This is a genomic window from Heyndrickxia sp. FW510-T9 (assembly GCF_058781025.1).
The window spans coordinates 95,513-117,386 of the sequence record NZ_JBYSWK010000007.1; the positions used below are offsets into that span (position 1 = coordinate 95,513).

Consider the following 21,874-nt stretch of genomic DNA (forward strand, 5'->3'; position numbering starts at 1 on the left):
TTCTCCTCTCCTTCACATGCTATTTACATTTTAACACATAATAGAAGGATTGATGGAAAGAGACGAGGCTTTTGCTAATATTTCCAAAGTAAAAAGAAGAAATCGGTAAAAAAATCGATTTCTTCTTTTTACTTGAATATCCAAGATTAATAAATATATGCGCTACCCACAATAACTAACAAAATAAATAATACAACGATTAACGCAAAGCCGCCGCCGTATCCGAATCCATCGGCCATAATGATAACCTCCCGAAATAGTTTTGTTCGATTTATACTATGAATGGATGCGATAAGCTGTATAGGCAAATGCCTAATTTGAAGGAGTTTTATAATATATGTACCCAATTATTCTGGAGATGAGTTCTCTCAAATTTAAATTTTTGTTTGCCTATTTACTAATATCTACTATACTTAATAAAGCAGAAGTAATGTAAAACTTAATGTAGTAAAGAGAAAAGATAAAGTTTTTTGGAATTGGTGATTTGATGGAATATAATGTTAAGATACATGCGTTTGAAGGGCCATTGGACCTCCTGCTTCATTTAATCAATCGTTTGGAAATAGATATTTATGATATCCCTATGGCTGAAATCACAGAGCAATATTTATTATATGTGCATGCCATGAAAGTATTGGAGCTTGATGTAGCAAGCGAGTATCTGGTAATGGCTGCTACATTATTGGCAATTAAAAGCAAGATGCTTCTCCCACAACATGATGAAGAGCTTTTGGAGGATGATTTCGAATTTGAAGAGCAGGATCCTCGGGATGATCTTGTTGAAAAACTAATTGAATATAAAAAATACAAAGAGGCGGCCATAGAGTTAAAGCATTTAGAAGAGGACCGCAGCCAGATGTTTACAAAACCACCTAGTGACTTAACAGAGTTTATGAAAGACATGCAAACAGATAAATTGAATTTGGACATATCTGTATACGATATGATTGGTGCATTAAATAAGCTTTTGCGAAGAAAAAAATTGCAAAAACCATTATCAACGAAAATTACTCGCCAAGAAATTTCAATCGAGAAACGAATGGAAGAAATAATTAAAGAAATGACAATTCATTCAGGAAAAAGAAGCTTCAACTCCTTATTTCCGTTTCCGAATAAAGATCATATTGTTGTTACATTTCTAGCTATTCTTGAACTTATGAAACGTAATGAAATTTTAGTTGAACAAGAAGGTAATTTTGAAGAAATATTTGTTTCACGGCAAAAAGGAGTGAACTAAGATGGAGATTATAAATTGGCTTGGTATTCTCGAAAGCTTACTATTTGCTGCTGGTGATGAAGGACTATCGCTTAAACAAATTAAATCCGTCCTTGAAATTGAAGAATTTCAAGCGATTGAGGTTGTGGAAAAGTTAAGACAAGAGTATGAACTAAACCTGGATAGAGGTATTACATTAATAGAATTAGCTGGAACCTATCAGCTTGCAACGAAAAAAGAACACTCCATTTATTTGAAAAGACTTGTAGAATCACCAGGGATGAATACATTATCACAAGCGGCACTAGAGACTTTAGCAATCATCTCTTATAAACAGCCAATTACTAGGATAGAAATTGAGGAAATTCGTGGAGTAAAAACAGAACGTCCTTTGCAAACACTACTATCTAAAGGATTAATTAAAGATGTGGGTCGTGCAAATGGAACGGGTAGAGCCATCCTATATGGGACAACGAAGGAATTTTTAGATTATTTCGGTTTAAAAGACATAAAGGAATTACCACCTTTACCGGAAAAAGTGGAGGAGGATTTTCCGCAAGAGGATGCCGACTTATTTTTTGAAAAATTTCAGGAAACGATGGAATAATAGTGTTATATAATTCAGAAGGTGCATTATTAGCTACAGACAAGCTAATAACGCACCTTCTTTTGTATGTTTGCTTTTGCATTGAGCACAAATCGGCTAACGGATTTCTCCTTCTCCAACTTACTGGTAAGGGTATTAGGTGAAATTCGAAGTGACAATTTCACTCATCCATACGCTAGAGCTGGGAACCCTTCGCTTTTCTTATTTTCTATACATATCTGTTCTTGTACAGCATAGACTTGTACAAAGAAAATTTTTAGTTGTTAATCGGACAGGTATTAAAGATTAAAAGGAAGAGGAGCAAATTCATGAAACGAATCATTTTCCTGCTTGTTATTTTTGTTCTTATTCTAACCGTATTTCCTCCTCGAACAGCGGATGCCAAAGGATCCGTCAGCGCTAGGAGTGCCATATTAATGGACCAGGATAGCGGAAGAGTTTTGTTTGAAAAAAATGCAAATGAGGTAAGCAGAATTGCCTCCATTACAAAAATTATGACAGCTATTCTTGCAATTGAATCAGGAAAATTAGAAAAAAAAGTCACCATTAGTGACAGAGCGGTCCGTACAGAAGGGTCTTCAATTTATTTAAAACCTGGAGATAAAGTTAAGCTTGAGGATTTGGTTTATGGGTTAATGTTACGTTCTGGCAATGATGCTGCAAATGCAATTGCTGAGTATGTTGGCGGTAGTATTGAAGGCTTTGTTTTTTTAATGAATCAAAAGGCAAAGGAAATCGGAATGAATAATACCCATTTTGCCAACCCCAATGGACTGGACAGCAGGAAAATGGATCACTTTTCTACTGCCTATGACATGGCTTTGCTAACAAGATATGCTATGCAAAATAAAACCTATCAAAAAATATCAGGAACCAAATTTTATAAAGGGTGGAGAAATAAGAATCGTTTATTGACAGAAAAATACAAATACTGTACCGGTGGAAAAACGGGTTATACGAAGCTTGCAAAACGCACTCTTGTCACGACCGCTTCTAAAAATGGCGAAAATCTCATTGCTGTAACATTAAATGGACCAGATGATTGGAATGATCATATTACCATGTTTGAAACTGGTTTTAGTAAATATGATTCTACAGTTATTTTGAAACAAGGCAAAATAACAGCGATTAAAAACAAATACTTAAAAGATAATGTTTATATAAAGAATGAGGTGGATTATCCGTTAACGAAGCAAGAAAAGAAAGAAGTGAACATTGAATATAAATTGATGAAACCGAACAATAGGTGGAAGGATAAAGATAAAATTCCTGAAATAGTTGGAAGAGCAATCATTTATTTAAATAATGAACAGATTAATTCGATCCCGATTTATTATAATTGGTCTAATCAAAATGCTAAAAAAGGTTGGATGAATCAATTCTTACAAATATTTCTAATCCAAATGGGTGTGAAAACGGATGGTTAATTATATTTGGATAGGAATGACCATTATAGGATTAATTTTTGCAGCTGTAAATGGAAAAATGAAAGAAGTTAACGAGGCAATTTTTCATTCTGCAAATGAAGCAGTAACTTTATGTATTGGTCTTATTAGTATTCTAGTATTTTGGTTAGGGATAATGCGAATTGCACAAGAGTCTGGACTATTAGATAAGTTATCTAGGCTTTTTCGCCCTATAATAAAAAAACTATTTCCCGAGGTGCCGGAGGATCACCCTGCATTAGGTTACATCTTGTCTAATATTATGGCTAACATGTTTGGACTTGGAAACGCAGCCACACCGTTAGGGATTAAAGCAATGGAACAACTAAAAGAATTGAATGGCGGAAAGTCTGTTGCATCAAGATCGATGATTACGTTCTTAGCATTAAACACGTCTGGATTAACACTAATTCCTACTACAGTTATTGCTATAAGAATGAACTATAAATCTGTATCTCCAACAGAAATTGTCGGTCCAACCTTAATCGCCACTTTCATTGCAACCATCGCAGCAATTTTAATTGATCGTTATTATCATTATAAAAGAACGCGTAGAAGGGTGAAATAAATGCAATGGATTTCGCTAGTGTCAATATGGATCATCCCGTTGTTAATTGGATTTATTTTAATTTATAGTGTTTGGAAAAAAGTCCCTGCATATGAAGCGTTTGTGGAAGGTGGAAAAGAAGGAATCAAAATTGCAATATCCATCATACCATTTTTAGTTGGAATGCTTGTAGCAATAACCGTATTTCGGGAGTCCGGCGCTATGGAATTTTTTGTCCAATTTCTAAGACCAATTTTAGACAAGCTCGGTGTACCAACAGAAGTTGTGCCACTCGCACTTATTAGGCCAATTTCGGGGAATGCTGCATTAGGACTAATGAGTGATATATTATCCGTACACCACCCTGATTCTTATATTGGCAGATTAGCTTCTACGATTCAAGGAAGTACGGATACAACCCTGTACGTTTTGACCGTGTATTTCGGAGCTGTAGGGATTAAAAAAATGGGAGATGCATTAAAGGTTGGCTTACTAGCAGATTTAGTCGGTATTGCAGCCTCCATAATCATTGTGACAATAATGTTTGGTAAATAGGAATTAGAAAAACTAGCAGTTATGCTAGTTTTTTTGTATGAAAATATAGTGTTGTTATAACGGCATGAACAAGTCTTTATGGGGAACGATTATGAGTGCGGAAAAAGGAGAAAGTTCAACAATTCCATTACTTATCGTTAGCTTTCACTAATAATAGTTTTTATTGCTTTAAAAGAGGGAAAACTTGTTTAAAGAATAGTTTCTTTGCTTTTTTCTCTTCATATGTAATAATTCATAAAGTAAAAGGTTGTTTTTTGAATAAATTGTTCTATTTCGAACTTTGTTTAAAATCCTAGTAAGTCTAGTTTGGGGCATCTTTTCTTAAATATAGTTATCCATTCTAGAGTTGAATATGGAAATACAAAGATTTTCGTTTGAAATTGCAACAAAGATTAAGAAAAGAGCCACTAAAGAATTTAATTTGAGGTGAAAAGAATGGAACGTCTACAAAAGGTTATTGCACAAGCTGGAATTGCATCCCGTCGGAAAGCGGAAGGCTTAATTATAGAGGGAAAAGTAAAAGTAAATGGAAAAGTTGTAAGAGAGCTTGGTACAAAAGTAACTGCATCCGATAATATTGAAGTGGAAGGAATCCCACTTGAAAAAGAAGAAAAGGTATATTTTTTATTTTATAAACCAAGAGGAGTAATATCAGCGGTTTCGGATGATAAAGGCAGGAAAGTAGTAACTGATTTTTTCCCGGTTATAAAAGAAAGAGTATATCCAATAGGTAGATTAGATTATGATACTTCTGGATTATTACTACTAACGAACGACGGAGAATTTGCTAATTTACTCATGCATCCACGTTATGAAATAAATAAGACGTATGTTGCAAAGATTCAAGGAATTCCCTCGAAAATGGCTATAAAGAATTTAGAAAAAGGAATCCAACTGGAAGATGGAAAAACAGCCCCGGCAAAAGTAAAACTACTATCATTTGATAAAAGAAAACAAAAATCAATTATTGAAATTACGATCCATGAAGGAAGAAATCGTCAAGTACGTAGAATGCTTGAAGCAGTTGGACATCCCGTTCAAAAATTAAGGCGCGAACGATTTGCCTTTCTAACATTAAGTGGAATAAATGCTGGAGAAATAAGAGAATTGACCCCGCACGAGGTAAAACAATTAAGAGCTATGGCAGAAAGCGGTAGCGGTATTTAAAAGTTTCACATAACCTTCAAATAATGTTTTTAAGCTATTGTTTCGAAAATGATATAATGAAGGGCAGAATGTGTGGCCGTTTTAGGAATTGGAGGTTACGGGAATGTCTCAGAAAAAGAAACAAAGATTATACATACGTGCAGCAATCCTTATTATTTTATTAGCAGCAGTTGGATATACATTGTATGCCAATTTTAATAAGGACAACCAAGGGAAGATTAATATTGGGGATAAAGCTCCGGACTTTAAGCTTAAGGATCTGAAGGGAAATACACATTGGCTTTCTGAATATAAAGGAAAAGGTGTATTTTTAAACTTCTGGGGAACGTATTGTGATCCATGCAAATCTGAAATGCCATACATGGATGAAGTTTATAAAACATACAAGAATAAAGGTGTAGAAATATTGGCAGTGAACATAGGAGAGTCCAACTTTGTTGTCAAAAATTTCGCTAAAAATTATAAATTATCGTTTCCGATTCTTATTGATAAAGATAAGGATGTTCAAAGTTTGTATGGAGTAGATGTATTGCCACAATCCGTATTGATTGGACCTGATGGAAAGGTTAAAAAAATAATTATCGGAAATGGAGATTTAACGAAAAAAGATTTTATGGGGTTTATGGAAAGCATTAAACCTTAACTTAAGGAGTTTTACTTATGAGTGAAATGAAATGTGAGTGTGGGCACGTTAACCCAGTTGGTACCATTCTTTGCGAATCGTGTGGAAAGGCATTAACAGATGATGCCCAAAATGAGAAATTACATGATATGCGCTATGAGGGTAGTGCCAGGCGTTCTCAAACTTATAATAGAACAATTATTGATAAAATATGGAATTTCTTTTCCTCCGTTAAGGTTGGGGTTTGGTTAATTGTTATTACTTTAGTAGCTTCTTCTCTAGGGACCATTTTTCCACAAAAAGATACGCTGCCCAACAATATTCCGCCTGAACAATACTATCATAACGAATACGGTTGGGTTGGTGAGTTGTGGTATAAATTGGGATTTCAAGATTTGTACGGTTCCTGGTGGTATTTATTATTAATTGCTGCTATAGGAGTTTCACTAGTAATTTGCAGTCTTGATCGATTTATTCCACTTCATCGTGCCTTAAAAAATCAACGAGTTACAAGGCATGAAGGATTTCTTAAACGTCAACGATTATTTACTGAGGCTATTGCAACAGAAGATCCAACATTCATGAAAGTAAAAGAAAAATTAAAGGAAAAACGATATAAGGTTAAAGAAGAAAATGGGAATATATTCGCAGAAAAAAATCGCTTTTCCAGATGGGGTCCTTATGTCAACCATATTGGTCTTATCATCTTTTTAATTGGTGCAATGCTTCGTTTTATACCAGGTATGTATGTCGATGAATTACTATGGATACGTGAAGGGGAAAGTAAAGTTATTCCTGGAACAAATGAAAAATATGTGCTTAAAAATAATAAATTTATTCTTGATACGTATAAAAAAGGAAAAGATAATGCGGCTTTTGATCAAGCTCTAGACCGAGTTGGAACTGTTGCTAAGAACTTTCAAACGAATGTAACTTTATATAAGCGAAAAGACGGTGCTCTTCCAGGCGAATCTGATAAATTGAATAAAGTTAAAGATGATGCAATAAAGGTTAATCATCCATTAGAATTTGATCATTATTCTGTTTATCAAATGGATTATAAACCAAACGAATTAAAATCGATGACATTACAATTAATGAATAAAAAAACAGGAAAAACATTTGGACAAGTAAAAATAGATCTATTAAATCCTAAAAAAGATTATAATCTGCAAAAAGGATATAAAGTTAAATTAGTCGGCTATTATCCTGATTTCACCGGATTTGCGAAGGATGGAGAACCACAATCAGATTCATATGTTCCTGATAATCCAGCGTTTTTATTTAGAATGTATTCGCCTGAACATCCAAAAGGTGAAATAAGTTTCGTAGCGATTAGACAAAATGTTGAGCCATTAGGAGCAAATGATTATAAAATGTCCTTTGTTGGTATAGAGACAAGAAATGTTTCCGCATTAACAGTTCATAAGGATTTAACTTTATGGATATTAGCATTTGGCGGTGCAATTTTTATGATTGGAGTTATCCAGGGTGCTTACTGGAATCATCGAAGAATATGGTTGCAAAAAATTAACGGAAGAGTCATCATTGCAGCCCATACTAATAAAAATTATTATGGTTTGAAGAGAGAGGTTTCGGGAATCCTTGCAGGAACGGGTATACCTGAACCTATTGATCAACAAGAAGGTAAAAAAGAGAAAGATATTGAATAAGGAGGGATGGTAATGAATCATCTATTAAATATAAGTAGTAATTTATTGTTCGTGGCGTTTGTTTTATATTTAATTGGAACATTCTTTTTTGGGGGAGCAATCCGGACGAATTCAAAAAAAGATGAAGGTACATCTATGAATCGTTGGGGATTAATAGGTATTACTGTTTCTATTATTGGTTTTGTTTGTCAACTAGGCTATTTTATTCTGCGTTGGATCGTATCTGGCCATGCACCAGTAAGTAATATGTTTGAATTCACGACATTCTTTGGAATGATGCTTGTAGCAGCATTTATTATTATATTTTTCATTTATCGAACAGCTGTGTTAGGTGTTTTTACACTACCAGTAGCACTCTTAATAATAGCCTATGCAAGTATGTTCCCAAGAGAAGTCAATCCGTTAGTACCATCTTTAAGAAGCTATTGGTTACATATTCATGTAACAACAGCTGCTGCTGGAGAAGCAATCCTTGCCATAAGTTTTGCTGCGGGGTTAATTTATTTAGTGAAATCTATTAATCAAACGAAAAGTAGTAAAAGTACATTTTGGTTAGAATTTGTTATGTTCACACTTATATCGGTTCTTGGCTTTGTTATTATTACTTCTATTTTTCATACTATGAACTATTCAGCTACATTTGATTGGGTCGATAAAAATGGTGCAAAACAAGTTGGAGAGCAAGGATTAAATTTTGATTTACCTGCAATCGTCGGACCACATGAAGGAAAACTTCAAAATCCAGACAAATTCAAACCTTTATTTTATGTACCCGCACTAATTAATGCTGCAAAGCTTAATACTTTGCTATGGTCTATTGCAACAGGTATTATTTTATACCTTCTCATAAGGCTACTCACTCGCAAACGTATTGGAGCATTATTACAGCCTTTAGTGAAAAATATTAAACTTGATCTAGTAGATGAAATAAGCTATCGTTCTGTTTTAATTGGATTTCCAGTCTTTACATTAGGCGCCTTAATCTTTGCGATGATATGGGCACAAGTGGCGTGGAGTAAAGCTTGGAGCTGGGATCCAAAAGAAGTGTGGGCACTTATCACATGGTTATTTTATGCAGCATTTTTGCATTTTCGTCTTTCAAAAGGATGGCATGGGAGTAAGTCGGCATGGCTTGCAGTAATCGGATTTGCCATTATTATGTTTAATCTTATAGCAGTCAATTTAATAATTGCAGGCTTGCACTCTTATGCGTAATTAATCAATATAATTATTTTTTGACTTAGTTTTCTTTGAAAATTTATTTGCCTTCACTATTGTGGAGGCTTTTTTCAAAAAATGTAAATAGGGGGTTGTTTTGAATGGAACATGAAGCAAGAATATTAGTAGTTGATGACGAAGATCGTATAAGAAGATTGCTAAAAATGTATTTGGAAAGAGAAAACTATTTTATTGAAGAAGCCGAAGATGGGGAATCAGCTTTAATGATGGCTACCCAGACTGATTACGATTGCATTTTATTGGATCTAATGATGCCTGGGAAAAATGGGATTGAGGTTTGTAAAGAGCTCCGAGCTGTGAAATCTACCCCTGTGATTATGCTAACCGCAAAAGGCGAAGAGGCAAATCGTGTAGAAGGTTTTGAAGTGGGAACAGATGACTACATCGTAAAACCATTTAGTCCGCGGGAAGTAGTTTTAAGAGTAAAAGCGTTGTTAAGAAGATCTTCAACGACTAGTTTTTTGAATACGGATACAAAGGCAAAGGATCTTATTGTATATCCTCATCTTTCAATTGATAATGATGCACATCGTGTTACTGCAGATGGAGTAGAAGTGAACCTCACTCCTAAGGAATATGAATTACTATATTTTCTCGCCAAAGCACCAGATAAAGTATTTGATCGAGAACATTTACTGAAAGAAGTCTGGCATTATGAGTTTTTTGGTGATTTAAGAACAGTGGATACACACGTGAAAAGACTTCGAGAAAAATTAAATCGTGTTTCGGAAAGTGCTGCGAAAATGATCATAACAGTATGGGGTGTCGGCTATAAATTTGAGGTTACATCTGAATGAAAATATGGAAAAGTGTTGTAGGCAAACTATGGTTAACAATCTTACTTTTGGTATCGTTTGTACTCTTTATACTTACTATTTTGCTCCTTGAATTCTTTGAAAGCTACCATGTTTCACAAATTGAAAAGGATTTAAAAACAACAGCGAATAAAATTGCACATATAGTAGAGGAGCATCCAAATAATAATGTAGGGATCCAAATGGCACTAGAGATTGTGGATAAACCATCACAAGTTATTATTGCTTACAATAAGGAGAATGTTTTTTACTCAGCTCCAAGTAATAATAAATTTATTACACCAGAAAAAATTATGAATGACCCACAATTATCAAATGTTTTTGATAACCAAAGGGATGTAACGAAGGAAATAGAGCCTAGGAATAATAATTCACGAAATCGTTACGATAATACTCTCGTGATAGGCGTGCCTTTACAAGCCACAAAAGGTGAAAATGGTGCAATATTCATTTATCAATCATTAAATATATTAAAAGATACAACACAACAGACAACGAAAATTATCTTGCTTTCTGCAGGAATAGCCATTATTTTAACGACGTTTTTTGCTTTTTTCTTATCGACAAGAATGTCAGCACCTTTAAGAAAGATGAGGATTGCTGCATTAGAGGTGGCAAAAGGAAAATTTGATACGAAGGTACCTTTTTTATCTCATGATGAGATTGGTGAATTGGCAACTGCTTTTAATCAAATGGGAAGGCAATTAAAATATAATATGAATGCACTAACGCAAGAAAAAGAGCAATTAACATCCATATTAAGCAGTATGGCTGATGGAGTTATTACATTTGATCGAGATGGAACTGTCTTAATTACCAATCCTCCTGCTGATCGCTTTTTGCAGCAATGGATTAATGATCCAAGTCTTGATCGCCGTCTACCTGCACCAGAAGAAATTCTGGCATTGCTACAAAAGGTAATTGTTACAGAAATGGAACAAACAGATGAATTAAAAATTCAAGGGCATTCATATGTGGTCATTGTCAGTCCATTATATAATCAAAAAGATATTCGCGGAGCAGTAGCTATACTACGTGATATGACTGAGGAACGGAAATTGGATAAGCTTAGAGATGATTTTATTGCAAATGTTTCCCATGAACTCCGAACACCTATTGCTATGCTACAAGGGTATAGCGAAGCAATTATTGATGACATCGCTGCTACGGAAGAAGATAAGAAAGAATTTGCGAAAATTATTTATGATGAGACTTTAAGAATTGGCAGACTCGTAAATGAATTACTCGATTTAGCAAGAATGGAAGCTGGTCATATATCATTATATAAAGAAGATACTACAATAAAGCCATTTATTGAAAGGATAACGAATAAATTTCAAGGATTGGCTCGAGAGAAAAGCGTAAAGCTTATCTTCGAGATGGTAACAGATGACCTGGCTACTATTGATCTTGATCCAGATCGAATTGAACAGGTTTTAACTAACTTAATAGATAACGCAATACGCCATACCCAATCAGATGGCATCGTGAAAGTAATAGTAGATAGTAATACAAATGGAATTACGATTTATGTCCAAGATAATGGCACGGGAATCCCGGAAGAGGACTTACCGTTTGTGTTTGAGCGCTTTTATAAAGCGGATAAAGCAAGAACACGCGGGAAATCAGGAACAGGCTTAGGACTTGCAATCGCAAAAAATATTGTAGATGCTCATAACGGGCACATTACTGTTCAAAGCAAAAATGGACAAGGTACGACATTTTCATTTTTTTTACCTTACTAAATGATTGAAAAACAGTGAAGTGTGGCGAGAAATCTTGTTTCATGGGAAACAAAGAAAAGCGAAAGCACCTGTTCATCGACGAACAAACAAGTAAAATTTGAAGTGCAAATTTCACCCATAGGGTTTTGACGCAAGATTTAGGAAAAATGTTGAAGTTGTTCGAGTACCAGTGCTCGCTGAGGAGACCTGAAGTTTGTTAGTCAATTAGATCTGTAGCTAGGAATATAAAATGCGCTAATAATAGCGCATTTTTATTTTCTTTTTGGTAGAATAAGACAAGATAAAAAATATTTAGTTTATTGTAACTTTTTCTTGTTTTATACGACTAAATTAATAACGGAGGAGGGGGAAGAATGGACTCCGTCTTTAAAGAGATTTATAGTAAATACCATCAAGACTTGTTTCAGTTTTTGATTTACCTGGTAAAAAATCGTGATGTAGCAGAAGATCTTACTCAAGATGTTTATATTCGAGTATTAAAATCTTATCACAATTTCGAAGGGAAAAGCTCAGAAAAAACATGGCTTTTTTCCATTGCGAGAAACGTAGCAGTAGACTATTTTCGAAAACAAAATAGTTTTAAAAAAAGAATTAAGGATACTTTTGATTGGAATGCAAATCAAATACGTGATATCGGTCCTTTGCCAGAAGAAATTGCATTAAAAAATGAGAATGTTCAGCTTTTGTATCATTGTATTGATTATTGCACAAAGGATCAAAAAATGGTGATTATTTTGCGTTTCCTAAATAACCTTTCAATCACGGAAACAGCTGAAATTTTAGGGTGGACAGAAAGTAAAGTGAAAACAACTCAGCACCGAGCTCTTATTACCTTAAGAAAACTGATGAACCATAAGGATAAGAAGGGAGGGGTACAGCAATATGGCTAATCATTCTGTTGATGAATATCAAGTAGAGAAGCTTCTTCGAAATATGCCAAAAATAATGGACAATAGAAACTCAGAAGAAATTTACATGAGAGTTAAAATGAAGATGAATAGGAAACAAAAAAATAAAAAGCATATTTTGATACCTACATTATCAATTATTGCAGCAGCGATTTTATGTGTGCTGATTTCCCCTGTATTTTTCCAAAATAATCACTTGGAAAGCAAATCAATGGACATAGCAAATCATAAAAATATTGTAAGTAAATCTGGAAGTGCACCACAATTTAAAGCGAATGATAAAAAAGAGGCGGCAGATATAAATTTGTATTCACAAAATACAATTGACCAAATTAATAGAACAGCAGTTTATAAAGAGGATTTGGCAGGGAATAATTTATTTACATACGGTGTTCTAACGGAGGATGCTATTGTTGTGCCTGTGAGTGTAATCGCTCCTAAAAATGACAGCGACTGGATAACACAGTTTAAGGCAGTAGCAGAAGCATTTTCAAAAAAATTACCGTCCTTAAACAATTATCTTCCTTTACACGGTGATATTCAGTACGATAATGATTCGAAAAAGGTGCATGTTATTATTGAGAAAAGTACAATTTCTTCTATAGCTGAACAGTTTACATTAAATTTGAACAGTATTGTTCAATATACGTTTGCATCTCAGGATGTAAAAGAGGTTGATTTTACAGATGAAAATGGTAAACCAATAGATTTAGGTGAAATAGGAGAAATAATACCTCAAGTAATAAATAAAACTCCACAAACTGCATATTTTTTGTACCAATCTAGTGATGGTGGAAAGTATTTATTGCCTACAGATGAAAGTTATCCAAATCTACAGTCAGCTTTGGAAGAAATGAAGACGAAGCCTGATGACTTCCATTTTCCAGTTATTGATCAGAATACAGATGTGACAGTACATAAAGATAATGTAGACATAGCGACGGTTCAATTTGCTAAGAAAATTAATTTAGAAAAGCAAGAAAATTCTATGCAAATGGTGGAAGCCATATTACTTACAGCAAAAAACTTTGGGTATACTGCTATTCAATTTAAAAATCTTGAGCCTTATAGGTGGAATGGATTTGATTTTTCCAAACCGGTGAATGTTCCAATTGCTGCAAATCTAGAAAGTGTGAAATAATGGCATTTTTAAAAGAAGTCGACAAAACGGCTTCTTTTTATTTTTTCTAATTTTACCGAATATCAGTCTTAGATGGTTAGATTTAACTTAATCATGAATATATTTTCCTGATCCGTAAACACTAAATTTTACTCTAGCAAACTCATTATTGACATTATGTTCTAATGAGAAACAGACGCTCATATGGTTAAGCAAGAGTAGTCCAAGGAGGGGAAGATGATGAAAAAGGTCATAATCCATTTGTTAATGGCTATTTGTGTATCTCTATGTATAAAGGGCGGAAATGTTAATGCTGCTAATATAGATATTAAAACAAGTACTGAAAGCTGGTTCTTTCCTGCAAAGGGTGAAATATCTGATGTATTTAATTCAAGAGGTGGGGAGCATAAGGGAATAGATATAGCAGGCACATATAGATCCCCGGTTTATGCAGCTGATAAAGGCAAAGTTGTAAAATCATATTTATCACAATCTTATGGTAATGTAGTGTTCATTCATCATGCGAATGGTTTTGAAACAGTTTATGCCCATTTAGCAAAACGAATTGTCATGGAAGGTGAACAAGTACAAAAGGGAGAAAAAATTGGATTAATGGGTAACACAGGTGAAGCATCCGGAACACATCTTCATTTTGAAATTCACGAAGGAGAATGGACGATTGATAAAAAGTATGCAATTGATCCGTTTATTGTATTTGGAAATGGAGAAATTGGTCAGCTAGTATTTGCATTACAGCATGATCCATACGGCATTGCAGAGGTTTCGAAGCCAGTAATCCATGAACAACAAAAAGACGTACTTATGCCTTTTTATAAGGCTGAAGAATTATCATATGACTTAAATAAACAAAGCATCTCCTTAATATATAATACAATTAATATGAAAAATATGGATAATAATACATACATTGTTAAAAAAGGGGATACTCTCTTTAGTATCTCAAAAAAATTTAGTATATCAGTCGATACGTTAGTAAATTTAAACCATATAAAAAATAAAGATTTAATTTATCCAAATCAAGAATTAAGCTTAGATGAGAAACCGGTAAATATATTGGAGAATGTCTTTAAAACAAAATAATTTACATTTGGATAATTTTCACAGGAGAAAATTCTTTGCTAGTAAAGCATAAATTTCTTCCCAATTGATTTTATTTAAGTTATAATGATGAAGAAAATAATATGGTTCATCTTCGGGGCTGGGTGTAATTCCCGACCGGCGGTGATGAAGCAATTGCTTCTAAGCCCGCGAGCCTGTATTAGGCAGGATTTGGTGTGATTCCAAAGCCGACAGTAAAGTCTGGATGGGAGAAGATGAAGGTTAGCCAGTATTCAAAATGATGTCATTTTGAATACCTATTTGTGATGCCTTTAAAACTCCCTCAAAGAAATTATCTTTGGGGGTTATTTTATTTCGGCATGCGGCTACCTTTCTTCAAGCTGAGGTGAATCTCAAAAGGAGAGAGGAATTTTGCAAAAAATGAATTTGAAGTCTTTTGTAAGTATTGCAATGCTGGGGAGTTTAGCATATTTATTGATGATGCTAAAGTTTCCATTACCTGCACTACCCACTTTTTTAACTTTTGACTTTAGTGATATACCCGCTTTAGTCGCAGCAGTAGTATTTGGTCCACTTGCAGCTATTATTGTAGAAGTAATAAAAAATATATTGGACTACTTAACCTTTGGAGATGCTGCTAGTATACCAATAGGACATTTAGCAAATTTAATGTCTGGACTTTTATTTGTTCTTCCTACTTATTATATTTATAGAAAATTTAAATCGAAAAAAGGGATGACCATAGGGTTAATTTTCGGTACTTTTTCTTTAGCATTATTAATGAGCATATTAAATTATTTTGTAATATTACCAGCATATGCATCATTAGTTAATTATCACATTCAAGATGTTAAAGCATATATAATTAGTGGGGTATTGCCATTTAATATTGTGAAAGGTTTGCTAATTACGATTATTTTCATGTTAATCTTTGTAAGAATGCAAAAGTGGCTAGAAAAACATTCACTAGTAAAATAATTAATTTATATTAAACAAGCATGCAGCAAATTTTGCTGCATGCTTGTTTTTATTCAGGCTTTTTCGTATAGATTGTTGCTTTTTATACGGTGTCTAAATTCTTTATTTAATTTAGTTTCGGGGCATCTTTTCTGACAAGGATTACTTATTCTAAATTTGAAAGAAATAATTATGAGATCCAAAACAACAAAGTATAAGATAAGAGCCTTTATTCATGTTTTAAAGGGTCACCATCAAAAGGTTCGTCGGCGACTTTAATGGATTCAGTTGGACAACCTTCAAATGCATCAATCATATCATCCTCTAGAATCTCTGGTATTTCAGTAACTCCTTGATTATCATCAAGAATAACATATGCGAGACCTTCATCATCATAATCATAAATATCAGGTGCAGCTGCCCCACATGCTCCACAAGCAATACAAGTATCTTTATCTACAATCGTATATTTAGGCATACGTATTTTACCTCCTAGTAAATCAACTCTATTCACTTCACTACAAGTGATAAGTAAAAATAAATTTTTCCCCACACCTCATTTTAAGACTCCATTATCTACATTTCAATAAAAAGCCTTTCTAAGAGAAAATTCTTCTAATTTTGTTCATAATTTATGAAATAACATTGAGATATATGCTAAAATTAGACATAAAAAGACAATAGGTGTTAAACTATGACTTTTTTAGAAGTATTAATACTATGGGCCTTAAAAAAGATTAAAAATGAGCGCACAGTTTACTCTGTGTTCCATTTATTAAACGGTAAAAAATCAAGCCAAACCATTCAAGACGCATACCTTTATCAGATTGAGTCTTTATTTTATACTTTTCCCCATTTAACGAGAACTTCCTTTGATACCAGCTTAAAATCGCTTGTTAATCAATCATTATTAAGGTTAAATTCAGATCATCACTATTATCTAACCGATCAGGGGGAATATCAACTACATTCGTATTTAACTAAACAACCGTTTCCTGCTTTTCTGAATGGAATGAAATATCAGGATCACACATTTGTATTTTGGAACCGGTTAGCGATTTTCGTACAAATATTATCAAACTTAATTAATGAAAACCGTCATTACTTTCCCATAAGTCGTGATGCGGAGTTGTTAAGATGGGTTAAACAATTTATGATCTCACAAAAAAAGTCGAAGCGCCAATTGGCAACCGCCCTTTATGAAGAACTTCACTGTATTTTTTCGGATAATTCACCAGACTTACCAGAAATTTTGGTTTTGAGATTAACAGGATACAAACAAATTGGAAAGACTGTTGAACAGACTGCTAGTAAGCTAAAAATGGAAACGACAGAATATTGGTATCGTTATTTAAACTTACTTCACTATTTAATGGACAATGTTTTAGAAAAAGAGAAAGATTATCCCCTGTTATTTTCCATTTTTCGAGATATGTACAAACCATTTCCAATGACAAAGTCCACCTTTGAAACGTATAAGCTCTTATTGAAAAACTATTCTATTGCTGATATTTCGAAAATTAGGAAGTTAAAGGAGAGTACGATACAAGACCATATTATTGAAGTTGTATTTAATAACCCGGATTTTAGTATAAAGCCATTTGTTGATTTATATACAGAAGAGAAAATTATAACGATTGCTAAACAAATCGGAAAGCAAAAGCTAAAGCCAATAAAAGACCAGTTGCAAAACGTATCCTACTTTCAAATTAGACTAACATTGGCCAAGAATAGGTGATGGAAAGATGAATATTTACGAGGCATTACAAACATATTTCAAGTTTGATACATTTCGACAAGGTCAAGAAGAAGTCATTACTTCTGTATTGAATGGGCAACACACGATCGCCATGCTCCCCACTGGGACAGGAAAATCATTATGCTATCAACTTCCAGGCTATTTGTTACCAGGATCAGTCATGATTGTCTCCCCACTTCTTTCGCTTATGCAAGATCAAGTTGAACAAATGAAAATGCTTGGGGAAAAGAAAGTTGTAGCGATCAATTCTTTTCTTTCTAGAAGAGAACGACAACATATTTTAAAATCATTAACTCAGTATAAGTTTATTTTTATTTCACCGGAAATGCTCTCTAGTCAAAATATTTTAAACTCCTTCTTGAAGATTGATATTTCACTATTTGTAATAGATGAAGCACATTGTATTTCGCAATGGGGGTATGATTTTCGTCCTGATTATTTACGATTAGGGGAGGTAAGGAGGAAGTTAGGAAATCCAACCACCCTTGCTTTAACTGCTACAGCAATAGAAGAAGTTCGCGGGGACATTATTCAATTATTGGAATTACCTAAGGCAAAAGAGTGTATTTTTTCTGTTGATCGTGCCAATATATCTATGTTTGTACAGAAAAAACAAGGTTATAAAGATAAACTAAACGAATTATTAAATTTACTGAAAAAACTTCAAAAGCCGGGAATCATTTATTTTTCAAGTAAAAAAATCTCTGAAGAGGTAGCGGAAATGCTAAGGCGGGAGGGATTATCGAGAACGGCAGCCTATCACGGAGGAATGGATCAGGAACAAAGGATGCTAATACAACAGCAATTTCTCTACGATGAGCTAGATATAATTTGCGCTACTAGTGCATTCGGTATGGGGATCAATAAAGCTAATATTCGTTTCGTAATTCATTTTCATATGCCTCAAAGCTTGGAATCATATTTGCAGGAAATCGGCAGGGCTGGCAGAGATAGTGAAAAAAGCGTCGCTATTTTATTATATAGTCCTGGTGATATCCAACTGCCTCTCCAATTAATCGAACATGAATTACCAGCAGATAATCAAATAGATTTATATATAGAACATTTACGGTTTCCTCAAAATGAAAATGTACAGGAACTAACGGAAACGCAACTGCGATTTTTGCAATATTATTGTTCTAATGAAACACCATACGCATCACAACTAACGAAACTAAAGAAAATTCGAGATGAACGAATTCAATATAAACAACAAAAAATAGTACAAATGGATAATTGGATAAAATCAAATATATGTAGGAGAAAGGAAATATTATCTTATTTTAATGAGGTAGCAGTACATGAGGTTGAAATGTGCTGTGATAACTGTGGGTTATCATTGGACAAGTATGAGGTGTCTGAAATGAACGAGAATAAAGTAAAAAATGAGTCATGGCAAGATATGCTTAAAAATTTATTATTAGAAAGTGATGTTACATGAAAAAATGGAATCAAGCAAACATAATTCAACAACTGACAAAAAAAGAATTAACTTTTCACCTCGTAGCTACTCAAATAGTCCTATTAACGATTTCCATTATTTTAGGTATATTTTTATTTAAAGATTTATCTTCTTTTTTCAACCTTTTTCGATTTGATTCGTCTATATTTATAATGGGAATCACAAATGGTGTTTTCATCGTTATTATCGATTTTATTTTGATGAAGGTATTACCAAATCGATATTATGATGATGGTGGAATAAATGAAAAGATATTTCGAGATCGATCAATCATTGAAATTGTAGGATTAACTCTATTAATTGCATTTAGTGAAGAATTATTATTTCGCGGTATAATTCAAACCCATTTCGGAGTAATTACAGCTAGCATCATATTTGCCTTAGTTCATATTAGATATTGGGGACACTGGTTTCTTATAGTCAATATTGTAGTTCTTAGTTTTTGGTTGGGCATAGTTTATGAATTATCTAATCATCACTTACTAACAACTATAGCGATGCATTTTATTATTGATTTATTGTTAGGAATAGCAATCAAGTATAGGATGAAACAATGAACGGGGGGGTTTCATGTATTCACAAACCTATTACGATCAAGTTGAAAAGAAAAAACAAAGATTAGAAAAAGTAAATACCGTGGTGGATGAAGTGGAAATCGAGTCTCCATTACCTTCACGTATGGAATTACATCATTCAAAGAAAAATAATAAGAAAAAGAAAAAGAAATCAGGCTCTATTTTTCCGAAAGTACTGTTAACCTTTTTTATCCTTTTGCCGATTAGTACAATCGTTGCGTATACATATTTTTCTAAACATCAACCGTTTCATTTGACATCTGAGCCCGCAGGCGGGGAGGAAATTTTATACGAAACGAACAAAAGTGATTCTTCCCAGAATAATGAGCCAGAAGAGAATACGAGCAGCATTTCACATTCATCTTCATTAGCTGATAGTTCGGATTCTCGACCAAAAACGAATGAATCAATAGAGATAAAAACAGAAGAAAAAAACAATGCAAACAGTTCCGTGGAAGGGAACAAGCAGCAAAGCAATGATAGTTCGAATATCCAAATTGTTAATCATATTGTTCAGCCAAATGAAACATTGTTTAGCATAGCAATGAAATATTACAACTCACAAGATGGCATTGAAAAAATTATTCAACAAAACCAAATTATTAATAATGAAATTCAAGCAGGGCAAACATTACAAATACCTTTGCCAAAATAATGAAAGAGTAACAATTTATCTTGAAAATTGTTACTCTTTTTTATATTAGCAAGGCATAGTCCTAGGACAGCCTCATAAAATAGAATGAAGATGTGTCGGTATGGAGGTTATGCTAAATGGATTCATCGATATTAAATCTAAGCGACAAGACGGATAAAGCAACAAAACAAATGCTACAAAATGTAGTTAACAAGAAAAGAAAATTTGACAGATACAAAAATTATCATTTTTTACTTTTATGGATAAGTGTATTCTATTGTTTCACTACTTTATATCTTTTATATCACATTATTTTAAAACCTTACTCTTATTCTTTCTTTGATATTTTTTCTATTGTATTCAATAATCAGAACCATATGTTTTTCTTGTTTTTAGCAGCTTTCTTTTTAGGTGCAACAAAAGTTCTTTACGATAAAAAAGAGAAATATGAAAAGGAATTTCATCAATTGAGATGTGAAATCATTGATCGCAGCAAGGATCTTTGGAAGAATGAGGCATGGAAAAACCGTCATGAGATATTTGAAGTAATGAAAAAACAATATGACATTAATTTATACAATGAAACTAAATAAGCATTCTAATAAAATTGCTTTTTCCCTCTATCTTCTTTAATAATTTCAACAGCTTCACGAAAACGTAGGGAATGAATAATCTCTCTTTCTCTTAAAAAACGAAGCCCATCATTCAGATCTGTGTCATCACTCATATTAATGATCCACTGATAAGTAGCACGCGCCTTTTCTTCTGCAGCTATATCTTCATAAAGATCTGCTATCGGGTCTCCTTTAGCTTGAATATAAGTGGCGGTGAATGGTGCTCCAGCAGCATTATCATAAAAGATTGCCGAATCGTGGTTAACATAATGTGGTGCCAGTCCCGCTTGTTTTAATTGGTCTGGAGTAGCATCTTTTGTTAATTTATATACCATCGTAGCAATCATTTCCAGATGGGCGAATTCCTCTGTCCCAATATCGTTTAATAGACCAATTACTTTTTCTGGAATAGTATAACGTTGATTTAAGTAGCGAAGTGCTGCGGCTAATTCGCCGTCTGCTCCTCCATATTGTTCAATTAGTAATTTTGCAAGCATTGGATTACAAGTGCTGACTCTTACGGGATATTGAAGTTTTTTTTCGTATACCCACATGTACTTATGATCACTCCTTTAGTTATGATATTTCTAAACTTGCCATGGCCACGGTGCTTCCTTCCAATCCCATGGATAATGGGAATAGCTATGCCCGAAGCTAGTTAATGATCCGAAGTGCTTTTCAAATTCACTTTTTATTGGTTTTCTGTGTTTAATAAGCATATTATATTGTTGGATTGCCTCATGATCATCCGGGTGAGTATCTAAATATAAGGTTAGTTCTACAATTACAAAATCAATTGCCTGTATTTCTTCGAGCATTTTATAATACTCTGATGATAATTCCTTCATGCTAATATCACTCCTTTGCCCGTTCATATGGGCTGTAATACTGGTCATATAATGGCTGCCATAAGGTACCTTTCTTTAATGCTTCAAATGGAGAAAATTGTGGCAAATTAGGGGGCTGAAATCCTAAATAAAGGTGAGGTGGAGTAGAGTATGTTTTTTCCGGGATTGGTGGACAAGGATCAAATGGACTAGCAAATGGTTTATAGCTTTTATAATTTGAAGACATTTTTTCCCCTCCTTATGCATTTAATATTAAAGTGTATGGATTATAGGTATAATAAATGAC

Annotated in this window: 25 protein-coding genes and 1 riboswitch; of the genes, 20 read left to right on the plus strand and 5 right to left on the minus strand. The window is 33.7% G+C overall.

From position 1 onward, the window contains the following. Nucleotides 1-146: 146 nt before the first annotated feature. Nucleotides 147-239 carry a YjcZ family sporulation protein gene (locus AC3WJF_RS05825; protein WP_213093653.1) on the minus strand — a complete coding sequence of 31 codons (93 nt, stop codon included), beginning with the start codon at nt 237-239 and terminating at the stop codon, nt 147-149. Between the two features lie 248 nt (nt 240-487). Here AC3WJF_RS05825 and AC3WJF_RS05830 point away from each other — a divergent pair, with 248 nt between their 5' ends. From AC3WJF_RS05830 to AC3WJF_RS05900, 15 genes are all read left to right on the plus strand, one after another. After that, on the plus strand, nt 488-1,237 hold the full coding sequence (locus AC3WJF_RS05830) for a segregation/condensation protein A (RefSeq protein WP_492450310.1): 750 nt from the start codon (nt 488-490) through the stop codon (nt 1,235-1,237). Between the two features lies 1 nt (nt 1,238). Further along, nucleotides 1,239-1,823, plus strand: a complete 585-nt coding sequence (gene scpB / locus AC3WJF_RS05835) for an SMC-Scp complex subunit ScpB (RefSeq protein ID WP_492450206.1) — start codon at nt 1,239-1,241, stop codon at nt 1,821-1,823. A 308-nt stretch (nt 1,824-2,131) separates the two neighbouring features. Next, nucleotides 2,132-3,250: a D-alanyl-D-alanine carboxypeptidase family protein gene (locus AC3WJF_RS05840; RefSeq protein ID WP_492450208.1), complete on the plus strand. Its 1,119-nt coding sequence runs from the start codon at nt 2,132-2,134 to the stop codon at nt 3,248-3,250. Further along, nucleotides 3,243-3,836 carry a nucleoside recognition domain-containing protein gene (locus AC3WJF_RS05845; RefSeq protein ID WP_492450210.1) on the plus strand — a complete coding sequence of 198 codons (594 nt, stop codon included), beginning with the start codon at nt 3,243-3,245 and terminating at the stop codon, nt 3,834-3,836. Before AC3WJF_RS05840 ends, AC3WJF_RS05845 begins: the two co-directional genes overlap by 8 nt. Further along, a complete protein-coding gene (locus AC3WJF_RS05850; RefSeq protein WP_492450212.1) occupies nt 3,837-4,370 on the plus strand; it encodes a spore maturation protein in 534 nt (177 codons plus the stop codon). Between the two features lie 435 nt (nt 4,371-4,805). Then, entirely contained in the window at nt 4,806-5,537 is a 732-nt protein-coding gene (gene rluB, locus AC3WJF_RS05855; protein WP_492450214.1) for a 23S rRNA pseudouridine(2605) synthase RluB, read from the plus strand. Nucleotides 5,538-5,640: 103 nt separating this feature from the next. Continuing rightward, nucleotides 5,641-6,180 (plus strand): thiol-disulfide oxidoreductase ResA, encoded by a 540-nt coding sequence (resA, locus tag AC3WJF_RS05860; RefSeq protein WP_492450216.1) that lies wholly within the window; start codon nt 5,641-5,643, stop codon nt 6,178-6,180. Between the two features lie 17 nt (nt 6,181-6,197). Continuing rightward, nucleotides 6,198-7,832 carry a cytochrome c biogenesis protein ResB gene (gene resB / locus AC3WJF_RS05865; protein ID WP_492450218.1) on the plus strand — a complete coding sequence of 545 codons (1,635 nt, stop codon included), beginning with the start codon at nt 6,198-6,200 and terminating at the stop codon, nt 7,830-7,832. A 12-nt stretch (nt 7,833-7,844) separates the two neighbouring features. Further along, nucleotides 7,845-9,047, plus strand: coding sequence for a c-type cytochrome biogenesis protein CcsB (gene ccsB / locus AC3WJF_RS05870; RefSeq protein WP_492450220.1), 1,203 nt, complete (start codon nt 7,845-7,847; stop codon nt 9,045-9,047). 104 nt (nt 9,048-9,151) lie between these two features. Beyond that, nucleotides 9,152-9,868, plus strand: coding sequence for a response regulator (locus tag AC3WJF_RS05875; protein ID WP_492450222.1), 717 nt, complete (start codon nt 9,152-9,154; stop codon nt 9,866-9,868). After that, a complete protein-coding gene (locus AC3WJF_RS05880) occupies nt 9,865-11,631 on the plus strand; it encodes an ATP-binding protein (RefSeq protein WP_492450224.1) in 1,767 nt (588 codons plus the stop codon). Before AC3WJF_RS05875 ends, AC3WJF_RS05880 begins: the two co-directional genes overlap by 4 nt. A gap of 353 nt (nt 11,632-11,984) precedes the next feature. Beyond that, the gene (gene sigX / locus AC3WJF_RS05885) at nt 11,985-12,521 is read left to right on the plus strand and encodes an RNA polymerase sigma factor SigX (protein ID WP_492450226.1); all 537 of its coding nucleotides are present in this window, start codon (nt 11,985-11,987) and stop codon (nt 12,519-12,521) included. Further along, complete coding sequence (locus AC3WJF_RS05890) at nt 12,514-13,680, plus strand: GerMN domain-containing protein (RefSeq protein ID WP_492450228.1); 1,167 nt, start codon at nt 12,514-12,516, stop codon at nt 13,678-13,680. Before sigX ends, AC3WJF_RS05890 begins: the two co-directional genes overlap by 8 nt. 219 nt (nt 13,681-13,899) lie before the next feature. Then, nucleotides 13,900-14,760 (plus strand): peptidoglycan DD-metalloendopeptidase family protein, encoded by an 861-nt coding sequence (locus AC3WJF_RS05895; RefSeq protein ID WP_492450230.1) that lies wholly within the window; start codon nt 13,900-13,902, stop codon nt 14,758-14,760. A 104-nt stretch (nt 14,761-14,864) separates the two neighbouring features. Further along, nucleotides 14,865-14,999, plus strand: a riboswitch (FMN riboswitch). A gap of 151 nt (nt 15,000-15,150) precedes the next feature. Beyond that, nucleotides 15,151-15,717 (plus strand): ECF transporter S component, encoded by a 567-nt coding sequence (locus tag AC3WJF_RS05900; protein ID WP_492450232.1) that lies wholly within the window; start codon nt 15,151-15,153, stop codon nt 15,715-15,717. Between the two features lie 208 nt (nt 15,718-15,925). Here AC3WJF_RS05900 and AC3WJF_RS05905 read toward each other — a convergent pair whose 3' ends face one another. Beyond that, the gene (locus AC3WJF_RS05905) at nt 15,926-16,174 is read right to left on the minus strand and encodes a ferredoxin (RefSeq protein ID WP_492450233.1); all 249 of its coding nucleotides are present in this window, start codon (nt 16,172-16,174) and stop codon (nt 15,926-15,928) included. Between the two features lie 216 nt (nt 16,175-16,390). Between AC3WJF_RS05905 and AC3WJF_RS05910 the strand changes: the two genes are divergently transcribed. From AC3WJF_RS05910 to AC3WJF_RS05930, 5 genes are all read left to right on the plus strand, one after another. Beyond that, nucleotides 16,391-17,434, plus strand: a complete 1,044-nt coding sequence (locus AC3WJF_RS05910) for a YpbB family protein (protein WP_492450235.1) — start codon at nt 16,391-16,393, stop codon at nt 17,432-17,434. 7 nt (nt 17,435-17,441) lie between these two features. After that, nucleotides 17,442-18,896 (plus strand): RecQ family ATP-dependent DNA helicase, encoded by a 1,455-nt coding sequence (locus AC3WJF_RS05915; protein ID WP_492450237.1) that lies wholly within the window; start codon nt 17,442-17,444, stop codon nt 18,894-18,896. After that, nucleotides 18,893-19,474, plus strand: a complete 582-nt coding sequence (locus AC3WJF_RS05920; RefSeq protein ID WP_492450239.1) for a CPBP family intramembrane glutamic endopeptidase — start codon at nt 18,893-18,895, stop codon at nt 19,472-19,474. The genes AC3WJF_RS05915 and AC3WJF_RS05920 overlap by 4 nt, the downstream gene beginning before the upstream one ends. Nucleotides 19,475-19,487: 13 nt before the next feature. Next, nucleotides 19,488-20,147, plus strand: coding sequence for a LysM peptidoglycan-binding domain-containing protein (locus AC3WJF_RS05925; RefSeq protein WP_492450240.1), 660 nt, complete (start codon nt 19,488-19,490; stop codon nt 20,145-20,147). 116 nt (nt 20,148-20,263) lie between these two features. Continuing rightward, nucleotides 20,264-20,719, plus strand: a complete 456-nt coding sequence (locus tag AC3WJF_RS05930; protein ID WP_492450242.1) for a DUF2663 family protein — start codon at nt 20,264-20,266, stop codon at nt 20,717-20,719. Between the two features lie 5 nt (nt 20,720-20,724). On the opposite strand, the gene AC3WJF_RS05935 is transcribed toward AC3WJF_RS05930, so the two are convergent. The 3 genes from AC3WJF_RS05935 to AC3WJF_RS05945 are packed head-to-tail and all read right to left on the minus strand — an operon-like array spanning nt 20,725 to nt 21,814. Beyond that, nucleotides 20,725-21,294 carry a manganese catalase family protein gene (locus tag AC3WJF_RS05935; RefSeq protein WP_492450244.1) on the minus strand — a complete coding sequence of 190 codons (570 nt, stop codon included), beginning with the start codon at nt 21,292-21,294 and terminating at the stop codon, nt 20,725-20,727. Nucleotides 21,295-21,327: 33 nt separating this feature from the next. Further along, complete coding sequence (locus AC3WJF_RS05940; protein WP_492450246.1) at nt 21,328-21,588, minus strand: spore coat protein CotJB; 261 nt, start codon at nt 21,586-21,588, stop codon at nt 21,328-21,330. Between the two features lie 7 nt (nt 21,589-21,595). Then, nucleotides 21,596-21,814, minus strand: a complete 219-nt coding sequence (locus AC3WJF_RS05945; RefSeq protein ID WP_492450248.1) for a spore coat associated protein CotJA — start codon at nt 21,812-21,814, stop codon at nt 21,596-21,598. Nucleotides 21,815-21,874: the final 60 nt, after the last annotated feature.